The organism is Caldimonas caldifontis, from assembly GCF_002930615.1.
GTDB lineage: Bacteria > Pseudomonadota > Gammaproteobacteria > Burkholderiales > Burkholderiaceae_C > Caldimonas > Caldimonas caldifontis.
In genome coordinates this window covers 114,704-135,623 of record NZ_PSNX01000002.1, presented here as the reverse complement: position 1 = coordinate 135,623, position 20,920 = coordinate 114,704, and the positions used below count along the sequence as shown (strand labels likewise).

The window sequence follows — 20,920 nt, the reverse complement described above, 5'->3', positions numbered from 1 at the left end:
CGTATCTCAGACGAGAGCACTCAGACTCCCAGAAAAGTTTCACGAAAGGTCTGGCGCGCCTGACTGAGCGTGAGCTGCGGGTCCCGCAGATAGCTCGACAGCTTCTTGAGGCCATAGTCGGTATCCACCGAGCGTTCGACCCAGTCTGAGCGAGAGAACTCGATGTTGTCGTGGGAGCAGCTCTGTGGGTCGAACACGGTGCGCAGGCTACGGGGGCATGCGCCGTTGAAGCCCACGATCAGGATGGGCGTTCCCTGCGTGCGGGTGACGAAGATGCCGAGTTCAAGCGCGCTGCGCCTGACAAATCCAGCAATGAGGTCCAGCCAGAACGCAGCAATGAAAGGTCGATACAGGGGGTCCTTCACAAGGGGCAGCATCACCCCTCGCTCCAGCCGCGCAGCGCCATGCGTCAGTACGGGCTGCAACAACAGGCCCAGGGCCAGAAGGGTCTGGCGCAGCGAGGAGAGGGGTCTTCCGTCCCCCAGCAGCGCCTCCAGGGAAGCCAGGGACTGGGTCTGCAAAAACTCCTGGAAGTGCGGTGTGGGTACCGGGAGCGGTTGGTGGAGTTGCTGCTCCGCTTTGGCCAGAGCGTCGTGAATACCGTCAGCGTCCTCACAGGCATGGGCGAGTTGAGAGGCTTGTTCTAGACGTGTCCACAAGCCCGACAGGGTCAAGGGGCTGGTCCCCAGAAAGCTTGCTGGCTCAGGCACATCGAAGGATCCGGCCACGATGAAGGGGTAGCGCCGACCGGAAGCGTCATGGCTGGGCATCAGGTGCCCGGCCAGTCCGACGGTGCGGCGGGCACCCAGGAAGGCAAACTGAGCCGGGGGAGCTTCGTCGTACACCTGCTTCCACCGAGGATCACTGGCCATCAGCTCCATGGTGCGTGACATCCATCGATCCAGCGTCTGGACCAGCGGGGTACTGGCCGAACTGCTGCGCAGAAAGTCGCCTCGGGATGGCAGTTTGCCGAAATAGACGAACTGGATCGGTGCGCGCGAAGCGGTCATCGGGCCCCTCCGGACGTCACGCTGGTCCGGGCAAATCCGTTGCCTGCAATGGTGCGTGGTAGCGGAGCGCTGCCCAGGCCAGCCGAGCCGTTGCCTTGCCCTTTTGCGGTGGCACCGGGAGTGGCGATGATGCGCAGATGCACCGCAACGCTCTGGTTTCCGCGCGTCCATCGCAACTCGTGGGTCTGGTCATCGATGCGGCGGCGCTGGGCACTGTTGACCATGCGCTCCAGTCCGAAGCGGCCAGGTTCGTGCAAGAACTCCACGGTGGTGCCGTCAAAGCTCACGCCATGCAGACGCACCCCGAGAGTGTGCTGCGGACCGGGCCACACGAAGTGTGTCCAGGTTGCCGCTGCATTGCGGTAGCGCAGGGCCTGGCCATCGATCTCCAGGCTGTACTCGGTCAGGCCTGGAGCGGGCTGGGGCAGGATCTGGAAGAGGGTCTGTTCGGCAGAAGCCTCCGCGTGCTGTGTGGATCCCGAGCCTGCTGCAGCCCCCAGCGGACCGACCCAGTTGGCGAATCGAGCCGTGAATTCCGGATTGAGCCGGATGCCCATGTCGGCCCAGGTGCGCGGTGCCAGGGTATCGCCACGCCGGATCACCAATGGGCCCAGCGTCTTGTCTGCAAAACGGGCGACCGCCCCCTCCGGGCCGAAGATCTTGGCGAGGTCTGAGGCCGAAGCTTCCACACGAGCCTGCGGCTTGAAGGGATAACGGTCGGCCAGCGTGGCCTCGAAGGGCCCATGCACCTGGGCCTCCCAGATACGGTTGATTTCGTCCTCGGCCGAAGGGATGAGGATGTCGTAGGCCTGCATCAGTGGGCGGACAAGGAGTGGGCGCAGGCCGTCCCTGGCACTGTCTCCCAGGCCATTGAGCATCTGCTCGTCCACAAGCTTGAGCAATTCCGACAACTCGGACTGTCCCTGGAGCGTCTGCTGCAGCAACTGCACGCTGGCCGGGCCGGCCTCGCCCTGGGTATGGATTTGGTTGAACCGGCTGCGAAGCCTGGCCAAGCCTTCCAGGTAGGTGCGCATCAGGCTTCCGCCATCGTCCCGGGCGACCATCAGGCGCGAGATGCCTGAGAATGCCTGACTGACCAGCAGACCCTGCGCGCGATCCGGCGGTGCAGACCCTTCCGCGCCGGTCTGGACATTCACCTGCGGCGGTGCGCGGCGAAGCACCACCTGTCGGAACCACTCCGCAAAGCCACGACGCATGGCGGCCGAACGTTCGGTCGTGATGGGCGGCTGGTCCCAGGCTGTTTCCTCGTGCACCACCGCCACGAGGCGCCCCAGCGGAGAACTGGCCGGGTCGCCCAATCGGTTCATACGCACGACGGCCTGCTCGAAGCTGCCAAAGGGCTGAACGTTCACGCCTTGGACGAAACGTTGCCATTGGGCGATGTATTCCGACTTGTAGGCCTCGGTCAAGGCCTTCTGGATCTGCTCCGGGCTGCCATCGAGTGTGAGATCGTTATGCACCGTGCTCTTGAGGACCCAGTCGTCCGTCTGCAGGGCCTGATGGGCCGCGTCACGGATGGCACCTTGCACGTACTCGCGCCAGGCCTGGCGAGTGAAAGCACCAGAGACGGCATGGCTGCCGGACAACAGATCCCGGTCGGCTTCTCCCAGTGCCCGAGCCACCGTCATGGGGGCGAATCGGGTGGAGGCGCGGGCCTTGATCTCGGCATACACGCGTTCACGCGCGGGCATCCCGCGTACCACGCCGCGCAGGGCGCCTCGCGTCTCGTCCACCAACGCAAGGTTGTTGGTCAGCTGGGGGAAGGCGGGATCCTGCGTCTGGGTCACTGTATGGGCGATCAGACGCTCTGCCACCTCCAGCATGCGCTCGCGGGCCATGCCGCCTCGGTTCACCTCCAGCCACCCCCGCCAGAATCGGGTGATCTGGTCACCCAGGTGACCGGGTTCGGCGCGCTGACGGTCCGCGAGCATGAGATAGGTCTTGAGCGCGTTGTAAGCATCCGTGACGCTGGTGGGTGAAGCCGCGGTGTACGCGGAGCTGGCGGCTGCCGGGGCAACGGCAGCGGTGGTCGCTGAAGGAGAGCCTTCCTGTAAGAGAGCAGCGTTCTCGCGCACTGCAGCCAAATAGGCCTCGATGCTCTCAGCCACGGGCTTGAGCATGACTTCACGCACGCCGTGGAAGTACTCCCGCCGCAGCAGTTCCTCAAGCTGAGAACCCTGCTGGAGGCCGAACGAGAGCGCCCACGGACGGTTGCGCTCGAGGGCCTGCACCTGGATGAGTCGGTCTTGCAAGATCAGGAGGGCCTCGAGGCGGGACGCAAGATCAGGAGACGCGGCCTGCAGGCGTGTCACCTGGTCCAGATCGCGCTGCAGGTTGGTCACCCACTGCCGGTTGTTTGCATACGACCAGGTCCACAAGGCGAGGCACAGTCCGAGCGTGGCCATGCCCGCAATGACGGTGACCTGGCGCCAGCGTTGCGTGGACTTCGATCGGTGCTGACGCACGAGGTCGCGATCGGCGAAGATGACACGCGAAAACAGTTCCTTGAGAAAGAAACCGGCATGCGAGTAGACGCTGGCGGTCGTGCCAGACTGTAGTGACAACCCGAAGCGGCGCGCCACACGCTCGCTGGCCCGGCTGGAAGACTCGCCTTCCTGCACGGCGCTGGTGAAGTAGAAGCCGCGGAAACTGGGGCGGTATTGGTAGGGGTTGTCCTCGAACAGGGTGGCGATGAACACCGACAGCGCAGGCTTGAGCCCGGCGAATTCCAGCGGGAAAGTGAGGACGCCGGGTGGAAGCTTCTCGCCCCGATGCAGCGACATGCGTGCCACGGAAGCTGCCTTGAGACCTTCGTAGAGTTCGTCGAAGTGCCGCTCAAAAAGGCCCAGGGTGTCTGCGCGCCCCTCGGCGTCGTAGGGCAGGGTGGCTCCCCACACGCGATCGCGTTCGCTGCGCTCGCGGTCCTCGAAGAACTCGACGAAACCGCTGATGAGATCGGCCTTGGTGAACATCACATAGACCGGCGCGATCACCTCCAGCTTCTCGGTCAGTTCCTGCATGCGGTGGCGCAACTGCTTGGCCAGATGGATGTTCTGCTCAGGCCGCTGGGAAGAGAGCTCAGCCACGCTGACTGCAATCACGATGCCGTTGATCGGCGCCTTGGGACGGTACTTTTTCAGCAGACCGAGAAAACCCAGCCATTCCCCGCGATCCTCTTCGTGGACGCTGTAGCGGCCCGCGGTATCGATCAGGATGCCTTCGGCCGTGAAGAACCAATCACAGTTCCGGGTCCCTCCGATGCCTTGGATGATGTTCCCAGCGTCGTCCGAGAACGGGAACCGCAACCCTGACCTCACGATGGCCGAGCTTTTGCCGGCAGCAGGGTTGCCGATCACCATGTACCAGGGAAGCTCGTAGAGTGCGGCTTTTCCGGAGGTTTGCCCGAGACGGGATCCCTTGATGGTCTGCAGCGCCTTGCGCATGCGCTCGCGGAGCACCAGCACATCTTCCCGATGCTTGCGGGCTTCTTCCAGTCGGGAGGACTGGGCGTTCTGTGCATCGAGTGCCTCTTCCAGCTCGCGTGAAGCGCGCCGTGAGCGCCACCGCCTCACGAGCCACGAAGCCAGCATGACGACTGCGATCATCAGAACGAGCGCGACGGCCCAAATCATCGGGAGGTCGAAGCTCAGGGCACCCACGGTGACGAAACCCATCAGCGCGAGCCAGCCCATGATCCGCAGGAAGACGGGGTGGGACAGGAAGTTCAGGAGGCTTTGCATGGTGGAACCGGGGAATGTCAGATCAGCCCTGGTCGAGGGTCTGCCCGGAAGGAGTCAGAAGGGCCACGGCTGGCCTGAGGCCAGACAGCAGCATCATCGTCGGAGCTTGAGAAGCTGCCTGGCTGGCCAGGGCCAATGCAACGAGGGACGTGGCAGCGCCCAGGTCGCCGCAGGCCACACCCATACGGCACAGACGCTGTGAAAGATCCAGTCCGGGCAGTCGCTCGACAAGGCAGTCCAGCACATCGCGTGCAGATGGACCTGTCAGACCGATGTCAGAGACTGCCCAGGTGACGCGCTTACAGGCTTCAGGGCCCTCAAGCGCCCGCTCGACGAGTTCCCGCAGCGAGGGCGAGCCTGTGGGGGCGGCTGCATCGCCAGAAGGCTGCGTGGGGGTGAAGATTTGCACCCGTGCGCACTGCCGTTCGGCCGTCGGCATCATCGACGGTGCACCCTCGGTGCTTCGACGCAAGGCCAGCGCTGCAGCACCTTCTCCGGGAGGCAGAGGGGGGGCTCCGCGCGAAGCATCCACTCCAGCCTCTGCATCCACACGAGAGTCGCAGGCCAGTGCGAGCACGAAACCTGTAGGCACATCGTTGCACCGTGACGTACTGGCGTGAACAAGCAGGCGCTGCAGTGTGGTTGCAGGCTCACTTGCACCAACCAGGTGAATGCGAGGGGCGGGGGTACTGGCTCCTTGCAACCCCGACAGCGCTGCTGCAAGCCAGGCCTGGGCCTGTGCCCGCTCCCGCTCAGACCAGTGCGTGGGAACCATCCAAAGCACGTCGAGGCCATCAGCCGCTGGCTTGCGAGCAAGCGTGTCCTGCAAACCCTCCAGCGCGATCAACTGCAGTGCCAGGGCGCGCTGGACACTCGGGCGTGGCAGAGGTGATTGCGGCTGCACCGCACTCAAGGCAGATGCCAGACCATCGAGTTCGAGATCCTGGCAGCGGGCGCTGAGGCGAGGCAGGCCGCGGTCATCGATCAGTTCGGGGTCTGGGGACGGCAGCGGGGGAGCATCGCAGAGAGTCTGCAGCACTGTCGCGGTGTCCCGACCTGCCACGGTGGCTACCGCGCATGCCAGGATGTTCAAGGGCGCTGGCGAGGCCGTTGGGTGGGGTGCTTCTTCTGTGGGGGCGTGGACGGATGCCGCGCTGCTGGGCGATGCGGCGGCAGGAGCCTTGATGTGGCGGTTGGACAAGGCGTGGAACGACCCCAGAGTGATGGCGCCAAAGCCGACCAGCAGGAGCCACGGCATCCAGGGGCGACCACCCGCGTCGTGGGCACCGTCGGGTGGCGACGTGACGATAGCGGCAACGATTGCCAGCACGAGGGCGAGCACGGCCAAGCCGAACCACATGGTCTTGCGCATGGGCTGAATTCCGGCAGGCTGCGATCAGCCGACAGTGCTGATGGATTGGGAGGCGATCAGTGTGGCCCCGCAAGCCGTAAGGTCTCCATGGCGTGCGGCAGGCTTGCCATCGATCAGCATCGTCGGATCACCGGTGGCGATCGTGGTGACACGACCATGGCCCTTGCGAGGGCAGGTGACTTTGTCGCCAACGCGCGCGATGCGTTGGCCGTGGGTATCGGTCGAGGCTGAAGCTTCCACGACGGTGCCGCCGTGGCTGGTCTTGTCGCCGAGCACGATGAATGGACGTGACATGTGCACTCCCTGCACGTTGATGTTCTGTTGTGACACGAAGTCTAGCGATGGTGACGTGTGTAACCTGTTACTGATGGTGTCGTCTGCCGATCGCAATGGATCGCAACTCCACGTGGCCGTAGTCGCGCATCTTCCAGCGACCGCCCCAGGTGAGCCCTGCGGATTCGGCCAACTCGCCATAGAGTCGGTAGCCCTCCATGGCCCATGGATCTTTTTCCGAGAGGACCAGCTTGCCGTCACGCAGAAAGGCGCTGTCGGCGGCCAGACCGTGCTGGTGATAGCTTTCGTGAGGACCCGCGTTGGTGACATGCACCCCCATCGATTGCAGCTGTGCCTGCCGCTGAGGACTTCGATATCCCTCGATCAGCACCATCTCGTAGCCGTACCGCTCCTGCATCAGGCGAAACACGAGCAGCAGACGTTGACGGAAATCCTCGTCCAGCAGCGACCAGTCACGACTGGCCTGCGCAAGACCAGGTCGCAGCGTTTCGACTTCCGTCGTCTCGAACACGGCTGGCGGTGGTGGCGCGGGTGGGCTGAGACGTTCTCCTTCCAGAAGCCAGGCCACGTGGTCGTTCACCGCGCGAGTCTGCACATGGGCGATCCCATGGTCGGCAACGCGTCGCTCGTCGTGTAACCACCACGCAAGTGCGGGGGGGAGACCGACCAGCAGCAACGCCATCAGCGTCTCTTGCCATCGGAACTGGTTCTCCGGAAGACGCGCCAGGCCAACCAGGTGCTGTCGGATCTCTGTGCCAATCGGTTGGCGTGGTTCGTTGCTTTGGCGGTGGCGACGGCGTGAGTTCCAGGCCCCGAGGCGTCGGCGGATCCATTCGCCTGAGACGGCGCGCAACTCCGGCAGGGCCCACCAAGACAAGGCCAGGCCGCCAAGGATCGCGAGGGTCAGGATCCAGGGCATCAGGGAATCTCCTTCGTTGTAACCGGTCATTGCGGTATCACACAAAGCCGTGAGGCCTTTCTAGAATCGAGGCCGCGCTGCGCTCGCATCTGTGCATGTGCTGCGCACCAGGGAGCACATATGGATAACAAGTTGCACACCCCTTCCGGACAAGGGCTCGTCCCCAGTCTGTTCGCATCGCCGTCCGGCCGGGCACCCTCGGATGTGAATGAGTTGGACGATGGTCCAGGCATCCTCGACGTGGTTGACCATCGCCAGCGAGCCCAGAGCAAGCCTCGCTCGCTCATCAGACTGTGGATGACGTTGGCAGGCGCCTTCGCCGTGGGCATCGTGGGCTGGGTGTGGTGGGTGGGGTCATCGCGGCCCGCGAGACCATCATCATGGCCAGCCACACCAGTGGCTGTCGATGTCAGCAACGTGTCGCAGCAGCAAGCGCGCATTGCCGCACCTTGGCCAGATCCCAAGGCCGTGGCGGCGCCGGATGCCGCCCGCATTGAATCGGTGGAACTGCAGGTCTCCAATGACCGGGCCATTGAAGATGCCGTGTCTGAAGCCGTCCACCCGCTCTCTGAGGTTCCGCCGCAAGCTTCACCCTCGCGGTCGAGCGAATCACGCAGGCCGTCGGCCGTGCCCGTCGTGCGTGAAACGAACCCAGCCAGCAAACGCATCGCAGGGCGTCGTGCGACCGACCCGGATGCAGAGGTGATCGAAGTGCTGATGACGCGTGCAGCGCCCGCAGGTCTGGGCTCGTATCGTTCCAGCACGGCGGGTGCGGGCGCACCGCCAGCCAGCCAGGATGTGGTGCTGATCCAGCCCACGCTTCCAACAGAGGAATTGCTGCGTCGCTGCAACTCGCTGGGCGGGCTGGAAGCACAGCTTTGCCAGGCCCGCATCTGCCAGGCGCGAGGTGCCCAGCACGCCGGCTGCGCTGTTGACGGACTGAACTCCGGGCGTCCGTGAAGGGCTGCAGCCTGCTGGGCTGGCCGCGTCGCAGACCTTTCGGTCATGGAAGCGTGATGACGAGGTGTGCCGCCTGTGGTGGCAGCTGAACGAGTTGCTGGTACTCGGCCAGCGTGCTGCGGGTTTGGTGAGAGAGCGTTGTTCTCAGGCCGGCAAAAGCGGCCAGTGCGAGCAGCAGGAATCCGCCTGCCAGCACCCACAGCGGTGTGACCGAGCGCAACACATGCCGGATGCGATCCGGAGGGGCCCAGTGAGGTGCAAGGCTGGACTTGCGACCTTTCAGGTGGGCAATCTCGTCACTCAGCCGTGCGGTCAGGTAGCCAAGCTTTTCAGGTCCTTCCAGGAGATACTTCCCTTGGAAACCGAGCAGCAGGCACATATGGAAGACTTCGAGTGCGGCCAGTCGGGCAGCACCTTGTTGGCGAAGCTGTTCCAGATGCACGAAGAAGTTTTCGCCGGCCAGCTGGTCACCGAAGAACTGGAGCTGGAGGGGTTGCCGCTCCCATTCGTCTCGGACCTTGAATGACGACGTGAGGACGGTTTCGTCCACCAAGGCGCAAAAGGCGTACTTTGCCAAGTAGACATCCTCCGCGCTGGCGTCCGCCTGCATCGAGTTGCGTTCGAACTCGGTGAGGAAGTCCCGGATGCTATTGCGCAGGGTCTGTGCGTCGGTGGGGCTGTGCTTGTTCTTGAGCAAGAAAAGCATGTAGAAGCCCTCGTAGAGCAAGTCCACGAGACGGCCTGATGGGTGATGAGGCCCTGCTTTCGCTGCAGCGGGCTGCAGAACCTCGGTATCGGCGAAGAGCGAAGGCGCTTGTGTGTGGGTCATGGGTTGACAGCGATCAGTTCGAGCTTCAAGTCTGGCCATCCTTGCGGCACATAGAAAGCCACCGCCTGAGACTTCAGCATCCGTTCGTACAGCGGTCCTCGGGCTTCGAGCGAGAAGTACTGCATGCCTGGGCGCACGGGGATGGCTGCAGGCACCTGCTGTGCGTGCAGCAAGCGCACCCCGGGCATGGCAGACAGCACGAGCTTGTCAACGTCGTCGGGCCCGCCGACCTTGATGCGCAGCGGCGCAGACTCGATCAACTCCGATGCGGGCAAAGCTGCCGAGATGCCAAGGAAAAGAGACGTTGAAGCCTGGATCTGTTCACTGTCGATGCGGCCGACGTGGAAAGACGGCTTGCTTTCATGCAATGCTATGGCGAAGTAGCGCGTGGAGATCACTGCCTCCAGCAGCTCGCGCACGATGTGGTCGACCTGGGTGAAGCAGGTTTCCGGGTGATTGTGGTCATAGGCAGGCAGGTCCGCCAAGGTGTAGGACTTCGAAAAGGTCGTCAGTGCTCCGGCCAGTTCGAGCAAGCCCTGGTAGAGACGTTCTGGATGGAGACCGGGGTGCCGCGCGAGGTGCGCCAGCGATGCGTAAGCCATGTTCACCGTGTGCAGCAGCCAAAACGAGGCAACGTCCCCGGAACGGAACTCAATGATGTGCTTTGATGGTTCTCGGTGCAGACCGATCAGGGCATCGGCCTTGGCCTGGAGCGCTTCCAGGAGCCTGCGCAGCATCGCCAAAAGGGAGGCCGACGACTCAATGCAGACCGAAGGAGGCATGAACTGGCGGTCCATCTCGAACCCTCCGGAGGCCTTGCGCCGAACGCGCAGCAAGGGCAGGCTCACCACATGATCACGCGCTGCATGCTCGGTCAGGAGATGCGCGGTCTTTTTGAGCAGCACCACTTCGGCGGCCACGGCGTCGGTGAACCAGTCCGCAGCTTCATCCTCGCGGCTTTGCTGGTAGCGCATGTCCATGCCGCTGTGTACGTCGGTCTCGTGGTGGTTGCGCCCCGTACGGCGCATGGGTGCCACTGCGACGTGGAAGACCGTGTCGGCATGCTGGGTCTCCAGCTGACTCAGGTTGACAGCGTCGGGAAGGATGTCGTCGCGCGGCGCGTCGTAGAGGTCACCGTCGGGCAGGATGGCCTGAAGTTCCAGAACGCGCAGCAGGCCCGTGCGCAACGCATCCTCGTCGATGCGCAGGTGGCGGATGCCCCATGCATAAGGGTGCACGGCCTGCATGGCTTGAGCCAGGCGCCACTCGTGGTAGGCATCCTGTCGTTGGAAGTGTTGAGGTCGCAGGAACAGGCCTTCGCCCCAGAGAATTTTTGAAGAATGAATCACAGGCGGTTCGAGAAAGTAAGGGGCCTTACCGAGCCGTGCACGTCGCGGCCGCTGGAACGGACTGAGCCAAGGATTGACTGAGTTCCCGGCCAGTGGCCACGCTCATCGTGCAAGCATGCAGGCCCAGAGAGATTCCAGTTCCAGCTACATCGCCGGCGGCGAAGACCGCGCGCCAACGCTGAGCATCAGGCGTGCGGAAGAGCGCCACCACCCCGAGAAAGGGTGCGTCCGCAGGCATGACCTCTCGCCACTCGCGCTGCTGACCTGGAAGCATCTGGATCTCGCGCGTTTCGATGAGCTCATCGCCCAACAGTTCGCGCTCGCGCGATGAAGAGGTGAAGGTTTCGTAGGGAGCGGAGAGAAAGGCCTCGGTTCCCCGGAGCTTGTAGATCCGGGTCACCAGGGACAGCGGCTGTCCGGAAGGATTCACGTTCAGCGAACTGCTCGCATGCATGCGGACCGTGACCGTGGTGGCACGGTTTGCGGCTGCAGGAGGATCGCTTGGCGCCAGCCCCACGAGACGCAGCGCGCGGGTGGCAAGACCTCCTGTGCCTTCAGTCATCTTGTCAGCGCTGGCGCAACCACCGATGGTCCCGAGAGCGATCACCCAGAAGAGGTGAACGAGCAACGTGAACATCGGTGGCGCGCGGCGCAACATGGCTTTTTTCCCTGAGACGATGCTTGTTGTGATGCAAAGCGGGCCGAGTCTAGGAAAGTTGTCGGGGAGAAGGCACTCACCCGTTCGGGGGGGATATGGTGACGCACTGTTTCAACAGGTAATTCTGTGTAACGCTGCCCCGGAAGGCCTAGCCGCAAACGGTGAAGCTGCGCTTTAATCCGCAGCCATTCGAGCGGGACGAAGGTGCAGCACGAAGACCGTCATCAGCGGCAGATGCGCAACCCGCCACAGGACCAACGACAGGTGAGGGGTCTTCTTGATGGACCAAAAAGCACTCAAGGCGGCGCTGCGTCACGTTTGCGCCACAGGCGCAGTGATGCTGCTGGCGGCGTGTTCCAGCACACCCATGGCGACCGACAAACATGCGCCAGTCGATTTGCCTCAGGCGCTTTCCCAGGCCCGCTCCGCCCAAGAAGCGGGTGATCTCAGCCAGGCATTCAGCCTGCTTGAACAGGCTGCCAGAGCCCACCCCGCGGCCAAGGAGCCCTGGGTGAGACAAGCCCAGATGCATCTCGAGGCCCGTCGGTACGGACAGGCCATCGTGGCGGCCCAGGAGGCGTTGCAGCGAGACCTCGCCGATACCACCGCGCACAGCATCATGGCCGTTGCCGGTCTGCGTTCCTCGGCCCTGGCGCTGAGCCACCTCAGAGAGCGCAATGCCGTGCAGGGAAGCACACGCGAGGAGGCCCAGTCTTTGGCGCAAACCATTCGCGAAGCGGTCGGTGAACCGCTGCTGGTGCCGCCCGCGGCGTCCATCCAGCCCGACACCCCGTCGCAGAGGACGGCGCCAGTCGCCGGCCGCCGCAAAGAGGCCGCGGCGGTTCCCGCATCCCGACCCTCGGTCCGGGTTCCCGACGAAGTTCCCCCCAGGCCGGCAGCCGCTGGCTCCCGCAATCCCTTCAGCGCCCTTCAGTAAGCGCTCATCCATCAGCAGGAACATTCATGGCCAAGAAAGACAGCGTTCAGAAGCGCCTTGAGAAGGTGCGCCCGCCTCGGGTCCAGTTGACCTATGACGTCGAGATCGGCGATGCCATCGAGCAGAAGGAGATTCCCTTCGTGGTGGGTGTCCTGGGCGACTTTGTGGGGAAGCCCTCCGACGATGCTCCACCGCCGCGGCTGAAGGACCGCAAGTTCGTCAATGTCGATCTGGACAACTTCGACGAGGTGATGGCGGGGATGGCGCCTCGGGCCTCCTATCGTGTTCGTAACGTGCTCAGCGAAGAGGGCGGAGAGTTTGCCGTCAATCTGGAGTTCAAGCAGATCGATGACTTCCGGCCTGAATCCGTGGTGGCGCAGGTAGAGCCGCTGCGCCGGCTGCTGGAGGCGCGGACCCGACTGGCTGATCTGCGCAACAAGCTGGCTGGCAACGAGAAACTCGAGGACTTGCTCGACGAGGTGCTTCGCAATACCGATCAACTGCACCGCCTGGGTCAGGAAGCCCAGACGACCAAGGAGTGAAGCCATGAGCGCACAAGTTCTTGCCCCGGCACCCCAGGCCCGTGCTGACGAAGGTTCTTTGCTGGATCGCATCGTCGAGCAAAGCCGTGTGGCCAAGTCTGCGACCGAGCATGAACGGGCCCGGGACATCATTTCCGAGCTCGTTCGCGAAGTGCTTCAAGGCACGGTTGTTCTCTCCGAGAATCTCTCGGCCACGCTCGATGCCCGTGTTGCACAGATCGATGCGCTCATCTCCGCGCAGCTCAGCGAAGTGATGCATGCGCCCGAGTTCCAGAAGCTCGAATCCACCTGGCGGGGGCTGCACTATCTGTGCAAGCACACGTCCACTGGGTCGATGATGAAGATCAAGGTCATGCACGCGACCAAGAAGGAGCTCGTGCGGGACTTCAACACGGCCATCGACTTCGACCAGAGCACGCTCTTCAAAAAGGTCTATGAGGAGGAATTTGGCACGTTCGGCGGCTCCCCCTTTGGCGCATTGATCGGCGACTACCAGATCGGCCGCCAGCCGGAGGACATGTACTTTGTCGAACAGATGTCCCACGTGGCCGCGGCGGCACACGCCCCGTTCGTGTCCGCAGCATCTCCGGAACTGTTCGGCCTGGAAGAGTTCACGGATCTGGGCAAACCTCGCGACCTGGCCAAGGTCTTCGACACGGTCGAGTATGCAAAGTGGAAGTCCTTCCGCGAGTCTGAGGATTCGCGCTATGTGGGACTGACCCTGCCGCGCTTCCTGGGCCGTTTGCCCTACAACCCGAAGGACGGTACCACGGTCGAGGGCTTCAACTTCGTCGAAGATGTGGATGGAAGCCACCATGACCGTTACCTGTGGGTGAACACCGCGTATGCCTTTGCGGCTCGTTTGACGGCGGCTTTCGAGAGTTATGGGTGGTGCGCGGCGATCCGCGGCGTCGAAGGCGGTGGTCTGGTGGAAGACCTTCCCACCCACACCTTCAAGACCGATGACGGTGAAATCGCCTTGAAGTGCCCTACCGAGATTTCCATCACGGACCGGCGAGAGAAGGAGCTCAGCGACCTGGGTTTCATTCCCCTGGTGCATTGCAAACACACCGACTATGCGGCCTTCTTCGGTGCGCAGTCCACCCAGAAGCCCCGCAAGTACGATCTCGATGCGGCCAATGCCAATGCCGTTCTTTCCGCGCAGTTGCAGTACATGTTCGCTGTGTGCCGCATTGCGCACTACATGAAGGCGATGATGCGCGACAAGATCGGCAGCTTCGCCTCGGCCTCCAATGTCGAGGACTACCTCAACCGATGGATCTCTCAGTACGTGACCTCGGATGATGCGGCGTCCCAGGAGACCAAGGCCCAGTTCCCCTTACGGGAGGCTTCAGTGCAGGTGTCGGAAGTTCCAGGCCGTCCCGGCGTGTACCGGGCGGTGTCATTCGTTCGTCCTCACTTCCAGCTGGACGAACTTTCCGTGTCCTTGCGCCTTGTGGCTGAATTGCCGCAAGGTGGCAAGGGCTGATTCACAACGCTCCATCCATATCAGCGGAGGACTATTTAATGGCAAAGGACATTTACGTCGAATTCAAGGGAAGCGACATCAAAGGCGACTCCCGCGACTCCAAACACAAGGACACCGTCGAGGTCTATACCTGGAGTCACGTGGTCCGTCAGCCGAAGTCAGCTACGGCATCCACCGCGGGAGGCCACACGGCCGAGCGTTGTGAGCACGGTGAAATGACCTTCACGAAGGACATCGATGGCGCCACCCCGAAGTTGCTGCAAGCCTGCTCGGCCGGCACCATCATTGGCGATGTCGTCGTGTACTTCTACCGTGCACATGGCGGCAAGAACAACGTGGGCAGCCCTTCGGGCACGCAGAGCCGTCACCAGTACCTCAAGGTGGAACTGAAGAACGTCATCGTTTCGTCGGTGGCTCCCACGGTCAATGGTGAGGGTGTGCCGTCCGAGACTTTCACGCTGAAGTATTCGGCTGTGCGCTGGACCTACGACGAACTGAACATCACCGGCGACAAGTCCGGCAAGGTGAACATCACCGGTGCGTGGGATCTGGCCAAGAACGTGCCCAACTTCAGCTGATCCAGAGGGCTCAACGAAGAGAGGCGGACTCGTCCGCCTTTCTTTTTGTCCCTCACGAGATGCCCCATCCAACGCCATGCAGCGCTATCGACCCTCGCTCCTGGATTGTCTGATCGACGAGGATCCTGGTGAGTCTTCCTCCCATGCCTTGCCTTGGCTGTCTTTGGAGCAGATGAAGGACCGTGTGGCTCGCGATCTTGAGGCCTTGCTCAACACGCGAAGCTGCTTGACCGCGGAGACCTTCGACGATTGGCCGCTGAGCGCCCGTTCTGTGCTGTCCTACGGGATGGTGGACTTCTCTGGGATGAGCCTGGCGAGTCCGGATGATCGGCGGCGCATCTGTCGATCGATCGAAGCCGCCATCTCAGCGCACGAACCCCGGCTGAGCGCCGTGGAGGTGTCCCTGGAGACAGGTGAGTTCGCGTCCCAGAAGATTCATTTTTCCATTCGTGCCTGGCTGGTGCTTGAACGCAGCCGAGAGCCTGTGAACTTCGATGCGGTGGTGAACCAGACGAACCAGCACTACCGGGTACGTCGATCCGCGCGCCACACACCCTGGGGAGATTGAGCATGCAAGACCTGTTGCCGCACTACGAGCGAGAGCTGGCCGTTCTACGCAATCAGTCCCGGGAGTTTGCCCAGCGCTACCCGAAGATCGCCTCGCGCCTTCAGTTGAATGGCGAGTCGTCCGAAGACCCGCATGTGGAGCGGCTCATCGAGTCCTTCGCGTTCCTGGCTGCACGAGTCCACAAACGGCTCGACGATGATTTCCCGCTGTTCACGGAATCGCTCCTGGAGGTTCTCTACCCACACTACATGAGACCCTTTCCGTCGTGCTCGATCGCGCAGTTTCATCTGGGTGCAGCCGCTGCGCAGATGAGCGAGCCGGTGCGAGTGCCGAGAGCGGAGCTGCTCAAGAGCCGTCCCCTGGGGGGTGTGACCTGCCAGTTCCGCACCGCCTACGATGTGGACCTGCTGCCTGTGCGCTTGGTGCAGGCCGAGTTCCGCATGGCGATGCGCACCCCCATGGGCACGCGTTGGCCTGCCGGGACGACCGCCGTGATCTCCCTGCACTTCGAGGCGTCGTCCCCGCAGTTCTCCCTGGCTTGGATGTTCGGCCGCCAGTTGCGGGTGTATCTGGACGGTGAACCGTCGATGGTCAGTGCCCTGAGAGAAGCCCTTTGCGCGCACTCACTGGGCGTGATGCTGGAGTACGGGGAAGGGCAGACCTGGTCCGGACCGCACCCTGAGCGGCCCTGTGTGGTGGGCTTCGAAGACGATCAGGCCTTGATCGAGCAGGACGCCCGCTCTCATCCAGCCTATCGGCTGTTGACCGAATACTTCGCGTTTCCCGACAAGTTCAACTTCGTGGATCTGCCCTGGCCGGGTCAACCGATGACAGGCTCGGCCACAGTGGGGGCCATGCTGCGCCGCGCGACCCTGCACGTGCCCGTGAGGGGCCTGCGAGCAGATTCCGACGCTGCGCGACTTCTTGAGGGTCTGCAGGCGAGCCACCTGCAGCTTGGCTGCACCCCGGTGGTGAACCTGTTCCCGACACCGGCGGATCCGATCCGCGTCACGCACACCCGCACCACTTATCCTGTCCTCGTCGATGCCCGCCGGGCTCATGCCTACGAGGTGTGTGCTGTCTCCCGGGTATGGAGCGTGCGCCAGACACCCCACGGAGAGCGGGCTGAGGAGTTCAGGCCTTTCTACTCCTTGCGCCATGATGATCTTGCCCGTGGAGAGGTGGCTGCCCGCTACTGGTACACGCAGCGCGATGCCGCTGTAGCTCAGCGCAGTCCAGGTTACGAAGTTGAGATCGGCTTGGTGGACCCCGAGTTCAACCCGGCCGAAGCACAGCAAGAGACCCTCTCGATCGAGGTGCTGGCCACCAACCGGGATCTGCCGGCGCAACTGGCCATCGGGCAGCCCGGAGGCGACCTTTCGGTCGAGGGGGGAAGCTTGGCCAAGGAGATCCGTCTGCTGCGCAAGCCGACCACCTCACAGCGCTTCGAGCGGGGGAACGGTGCGCTGTGGCGTCTCATCTCGCACTTGTCGCTCAATCACCTGTCGCTCAGTCGCGGCGGTCTTGATGCACTCAAGGAGATGCTCAGGCTCTATGACCTGCCGCGCAGCGCGATCAACCAGCGTCAGGTGGATGGGATGGTGGCTGTGGACTATCGTTCGGCCACGACCTGGTTGCCAGGACGCCCCTACGCCACCTTCGTGCGTGGCACGGAAGTTCGCCTGACGGTGGACGAATCCAGCTATGTGGGTGTGGGTCTGCACTTGTTCGCGCAGGTGATTGATCGGTTCGTCGGGTTGTATGCGCATCTCAACAGCTTCACGCAACTGAAGCTCGTCTGCGCCCGCACGGGCGAGGAACTGCTCTCATGCTCTCCACGCAGCGGCGCTCAATCTCTCCTGTGATCGATCGGCTGCTGGCTGATCCCCATCGCCACGAATTCTTCCAGGCGGTGCGACTGCTGGCGCGCTGGCTTGTCCAGCAGGAGGGCTTGGACGACGAAGACGTTCTCGTTCACCGCTTGCGCTTCCGATCTTCTCTTTCCCTGAGCTTTCCAGCCAGCGAGATCGAGGCCTTGCGGGTGGTCGACAGCCACACCTCGCAGGACCCTTCGGTCTCGGGGATTCCACGTCGCTTCGAGATCACGCCCGCCTTCATGGGGCTGCTGGGCGTGCATGGCAGCCTGCCGCTGCATTACACCGAGACACTGGTTCACCGTGAAGTGTTTGCACGAGATGCCGGTGCCCGTGCGTTCCTCGACCTCTTCAGCCACCGAGCCGTGGCGCTGTTCTATCTGGCATGGAAGAAGCACCGACTGCCCATCGGCTATGAAGCGGAGCAAGGCGAGCGCTTCCTGCCCTTGGTGCTATCGATCGCCGGATTGGGGCACCCAAACCTGCGCGATCGTTTGCTGGGCGAAGCAGGAGGGGGCGTGCATGATGAATCCATCGCTCATTTTGCCGCCGCCCAACAGCGGCGACAGATCTCCGGACCGCAATTGCGAGCCTGGGTGTCGGCCCACTTCGGTGTGCCGGTCGAACTGGAGTCCTTCGTGGGGCGCTGGGTTCGTCTGCCTGCAGGGGCACGCACCCGGTTGGGCGAACCGGGGGGCGTGCTGGGCCACAGCGCCGTGGTTGGCGAGCGCCTGTGGCAGCGGGATCTGAGGGTGCGTCTGCGTCTCGGTCCGCTCAGCCGCCAGCGATTCGACCACTTCCTGCCTGGTGCCCCCGGTGCGCGGGCGTTGCGGCAGTTGCTCACTCTGGCTTGCGGAGTTTCTCTGGAGTTCGAGGTCTGTCTTTGCCTGAGCCGCGAACACGTCCGGCCCACGCAGCTTCACTCCAGGGCCGACACGTCGGGGGCCCGCCTGGGGTGGACCTCCTTCCTCAGCACGCGACCCGCCGATCGCGATCGCGAAGACCTTGTGTACGACGCCATGGCCTTGGCCTGATCCGTCCATTTTTCTTCGACCATCATGTCAGCTTCCCTCAAGACACTGATCACCAAGCTCAATGACGTCACGCGCCAGGCGGCCGAGCGGGCTGCCAGCCTGTGCATGAGCCATGGACACCACGAGGTGGACATCGAGCATGTCCTCCTGGCCTTGCTCGATGAACCGCGCAGTGACCTGGTCCTTCTGTGCGACCGTTGTGAGGTGTCTCCCTCCAGACTGCGCCGTGATCTGCAGTCGGCACTGGCCCGGCTTCCCAGCGGCAACACCCGCACCCCGGTGTTTTCTCAGCGCCTGCCGCTCTGGCTGGAGCATGCGTGGCTCATCGCCTCTTTGGACAACCACGCAGCCCGCATTCGCAGTGCGCACCTGCTGTTGGCGCTGATCACCGACCCAGGCTTGAGCCAGATGGCGGCCCGTGCCTCAGCGGCGTTGCTCGAGTTCCCGGCGCACGAGCTCAAGCATCGGCTCGATAGCCTGACCGATGGTTCCGCTGAGGCCTCCACAGGGCTGGATCTCACGGCCGGTGCCTCGGTGCCGCCGCTTCAGATCGCTCCGGGGGATTCTTCTGCCTCCACACCCGCACTGGATCGCTACACAACCAACCTCACGCAGCGAGCACGTGATGGCGCGATCGACCCCGTGGTGGGGCGTGAGGCGGAGATCCGCCAGGTCATCGATATTCTCTTGCGTCGTCGCCAGAACAACCCCATCCTCACCGGTGAAGCAGGCGTCGGGAAGACCGCCGTGGTGGAGGGGCTGGCGCTGCGCATTGCCGCAGACGATGTGCCCGAGCCGCTGCGAGGCGTGGCTGTGCACGTCCTTGATCTGGGCCTGCTCCAGGCCGGGGCATCGGTGAAAGGTGAGTTCGAGAATCGACTTCAGCAGGTCATCGACGAGGTCAAGCGCAGCCTGCACCCCATCGTGCTCTTCATCGACGAAGCCCACACCATGATCGGCGCGGGCGGCCAGGCCGGTCAGAATGATGCGGCGAACCTGCTCAAGCCTGCGCTGGCCCGCGGAGAACTCCGTACCGTGGCAGCAACCACCTGGGGTGAGTACAAGAAGTACTTTGAGAAAGACGCGGCCTTGGCTCGCCGCTTCCAGGTGGTGAAAGTCGAGGAACCCTCCGAGCCTGTGGCGGCCGACATGCTGCGGGCCATGGTGCCGCTGATGGAGCGGCACTTCAAGGTGCGCATCTGCGATGAGGCGATCGTCGAAGCCGTCCGACTGTCTCACCGATACATCAATGGCCGCCAGTTGCCCGACAAGGCCGTGGGCGTGCTCGACACGGCGTGCGCGCGCGTCGCCTTGGGGCGCCGCGCCACTCCGGCTGTCATCGAAGAGGGCCGTCGCCGCCTGAGCGCTTTGGAGGCGGAGCGTCAGGCCCTGACCAAGGAGGCGGCCAGCGGCAGCGACCACCGCACACGTCTGGCCGAGCTCGACACCGAGGTACGTTCTGTTCAGTCCACGCTGGAGGCTGATCTGGTCCGTTGGGCGCGGGAGCAGGACTTGGCGGCGGAGATCGAGAGCCTGCGTGAACGCCTGGAGCAAGGCGGCGACGGCGATGAAGCGCCGGTGTCCGAAGGCGCTTCGGCGGCCTCCCCGTCGAAGGCGCGCAAGAAAGGGGAGCAAGCCCTGCGCCTGAGCCCCTGGCAGGCGGCGCTGCAGGCCAAACTGGCCGAACTCGCTGCGATCCAAGGCGAATCGCCGCTTGTCCCGGTGCAGGTGGACGCCCAGGCCGTGGCCCAGGTGGTGGCGGCCTGGACGGGTGTCCCTTTGGGCAAGATGGTCAAGGACGATATCCAGGCCGTGCTGCAGTTGCAGGAGACCCTGGAGTCCCGTGTCATCGGGCAGCCGCATGCCCTGGCCGCGGTGGCCCAATGCGTGCGCACCGCGCGTGCGCAGCTGGAGGACCCGAACAAACCTCAGGGCGTGTTCCTCTTCGTGGGCCCCAGCGGTGTGGGCAAGACGGAAACCGCCCTGGCTCTGGCCGAAGCCCTCTACGGCGGGGAACGCAGCCTGGTCACCATCAACATGAGCGAATACCAGGAAGCGCACAGCGTCTCGGGCCTGAAGGGCTCTCCGCCCGGCTATGTGGGCTACGGCGAAGGTGGCGTGCTCACCGAGGCCGTGCGCCGCAAGCCCTACAGCGTGGTGCTGCTCGATGAGGTCGAGAAGGCTCACCCCGATGTGCTGGAGCTTTTCTACCAGGTGTTCGACAAAGGCGTGATGGAAGATGCCGAAGGCCGTGAGATCGACTTCCGCAACACCCTGATCATCCTCACCTCCAACGTGGGATCGTCCACGCTGATGCAGGCCTGCCTGAACAAGACAGGCGACGATCTGCCCAGCCCCGAGGCCTTGGAGGAACTGCTTCGGCCGCAGCTTTACAAGGCCTTCAAGCCCGCCTTCCTGGGGCGGCTCAAGGTGGTGCCTTATCGGCCGCTGTCAGACGACGTCCTCGAGCGCGTCATCCGACTCAAGCTCGACCGCGTCGGCGAGCGCTTCCAGACGAACCACAACGCCAGCTTCGAATACGACGACGCGCTGGTCGAAGCGGTGCTGGCGCGTTGCACCGAGGTTGACACGGGCGCCCGCAAGGTCGATCACCTGCTCGGCAGCAGCCTCTTGCCCGATCTGGCCCGGACGGTGCTCGCGCGCATGGCTGAAGGCCAGCCCATCGGCCGCGTGAAAGTCGGTGTGGGCAAGGATGGTCAGTTCAAGTACCGCGTGAGCTGAGCGC

The 20,920-nt window shown here is 63.5% G+C and carries 17 protein-coding genes; 9 read left to right on the top strand and 8 right to left on the bottom strand.

Translation table 11 applies throughout. From position 1 onward, the window contains the following. Positions 1-20: 20 nt before the first annotated feature. The 5 genes from tagF to C1704_RS02245 all read right to left on the bottom strand — a co-directional run bounded on the left by tagF (position 21) and on the right by C1704_RS02245 (position 7,356). Positions 21-1,010: a type VI secretion system-associated protein TagF gene (gene tagF / locus C1704_RS02265; RefSeq protein ID WP_104300588.1), complete on the bottom strand. Its 990-nt coding sequence runs from the start codon at positions 1,008-1,010 to the stop codon at positions 21-23. After that, positions 1,007-4,771, bottom strand: a complete 3,765-nt coding sequence (tssM, locus tag C1704_RS02260) for a type VI secretion system membrane subunit TssM (protein ID WP_104300586.1) — start codon at positions 4,769-4,771, stop codon at positions 1,007-1,009. The genes tagF and tssM overlap by 4 nt, the downstream gene beginning before the upstream one ends. 22 nt (positions 4,772-4,793) lie before the next feature. Next, a complete protein-coding gene (locus tag C1704_RS17390; protein ID WP_146076020.1) occupies positions 4,794-6,143 on the bottom strand; it encodes a hypothetical protein in 1,350 nt (449 codons plus the stop codon). A gap of 24 nt (positions 6,144-6,167) precedes the next feature. Next, a complete protein-coding gene (locus C1704_RS02250; protein ID WP_104300582.1) occupies positions 6,168-6,437 on the bottom strand; it encodes a PAAR domain-containing protein in 270 nt (89 codons plus the stop codon). Between the two features lie 67 nt (positions 6,438-6,504). After that, a complete protein-coding gene (locus C1704_RS02245; protein WP_104300581.1) occupies positions 6,505-7,356 on the bottom strand; it encodes a M15 family metallopeptidase in 852 nt (283 codons plus the stop codon). Between the two features lie 120 nt (positions 7,357-7,476). Between C1704_RS02245 and C1704_RS02240 the strand changes: the two genes are divergently transcribed. Then, a complete protein-coding gene (locus C1704_RS02240; RefSeq protein ID WP_146076019.1) occupies positions 7,477-8,316 on the top strand; it encodes a hypothetical protein in 840 nt (279 codons plus the stop codon). 43 nt (positions 8,317-8,359) lie between these two features. Here the strand turns inward: C1704_RS02240 and icmH are convergent, their stop codons facing one another. Genes icmH through tssJ form a run of 3 tightly spaced genes read right to left on the bottom strand, consistent with a single transcriptional unit; the run spans position 8,360 to position 11,152 of the window. Further along, positions 8,360-9,145, bottom strand: a complete 786-nt coding sequence (gene icmH, locus C1704_RS02235) for a type IVB secretion system protein IcmH/DotU (RefSeq protein ID WP_104300577.1) — start codon at positions 9,143-9,145, stop codon at positions 8,360-8,362. After that, on the bottom strand, positions 9,142-10,494 hold the full coding sequence (gene tssK, locus C1704_RS02230) for a type VI secretion system baseplate subunit TssK (RefSeq protein ID WP_104300575.1): 1,353 nt from the start codon (positions 10,492-10,494) through the stop codon (positions 9,142-9,144). The genes icmH and tssK overlap by 4 nt, the downstream gene beginning before the upstream one ends. Before the next feature lie 25 nt (positions 10,495-10,519). Beyond that, the gene (gene tssJ, locus C1704_RS02225) at positions 10,520-11,152 is read right to left on the bottom strand and encodes a type VI secretion system lipoprotein TssJ (protein ID WP_104300573.1); all 633 of its coding nucleotides are present in this window, start codon (positions 11,150-11,152) and stop codon (positions 10,520-10,522) included. A gap of 280 nt (positions 11,153-11,432) precedes the next feature. On the opposite strand from tssJ, the gene C1704_RS02220 reads away from it, so the two are divergent. The 8 genes from C1704_RS02220 (at position 11,433) to tssH (ending at position 20,916) form a co-directional block, all read left to right on the top strand. Next, a complete protein-coding gene (locus tag C1704_RS02220) occupies positions 11,433-12,089 on the top strand; it encodes a tetratricopeptide repeat protein (RefSeq protein ID WP_146076018.1) in 657 nt (218 codons plus the stop codon). A 26-nt stretch (positions 12,090-12,115) separates the two neighbouring features. Then, positions 12,116-12,631 carry a type VI secretion system contractile sheath small subunit gene (gene tssB, locus C1704_RS02215; protein ID WP_104300569.1) on the top strand — a complete coding sequence of 172 codons (516 nt, stop codon included), beginning with the start codon at positions 12,116-12,118 and terminating at the stop codon, positions 12,629-12,631. 4 nt (positions 12,632-12,635) lie between these two features. Further along, entirely contained in the window at positions 12,636-14,120 is a 1,485-nt protein-coding gene (tssC, locus tag C1704_RS02210; RefSeq protein WP_104300567.1) for a type VI secretion system contractile sheath large subunit, read from the top strand. A gap of 38 nt (positions 14,121-14,158) precedes the next feature. Beyond that, positions 14,159-14,698: an Hcp family type VI secretion system effector gene (locus tag C1704_RS02205; RefSeq protein WP_104300565.1), complete on the top strand. Its 540-nt coding sequence runs from the start codon at positions 14,159-14,161 to the stop codon at positions 14,696-14,698. Positions 14,699-14,774: 76 nt separating this feature from the next. After that, complete coding sequence (tssE, locus tag C1704_RS02200) at positions 14,775-15,266, top strand: type VI secretion system baseplate subunit TssE (protein WP_104300563.1); 492 nt, start codon at positions 14,775-14,777, stop codon at positions 15,264-15,266. Positions 15,267-15,268: 2 nt separating this feature from the next. After that, complete coding sequence (gene tssF / locus C1704_RS02195; protein ID WP_104300561.1) at positions 15,269-17,131, top strand: type VI secretion system baseplate subunit TssF; 1,863 nt, start codon at positions 15,269-15,271, stop codon at positions 17,129-17,131. Next, entirely contained in the window at positions 17,095-18,174 is a 1,080-nt protein-coding gene (tssG, locus tag C1704_RS02190) for a type VI secretion system baseplate subunit TssG (RefSeq protein WP_104300559.1), read from the top strand. Before tssF ends, tssG begins: the two co-directional genes overlap by 37 nt. 24 nt (positions 18,175-18,198) lie before the next feature. Then, the gene (tssH, locus tag C1704_RS02185) at positions 18,199-20,916 is read left to right on the top strand and encodes a type VI secretion system ATPase TssH (protein WP_104300557.1); all 2,718 of its coding nucleotides are present in this window, start codon (positions 18,199-18,201) and stop codon (positions 20,914-20,916) included. Positions 20,917-20,920: the final 4 nt, after the last annotated feature.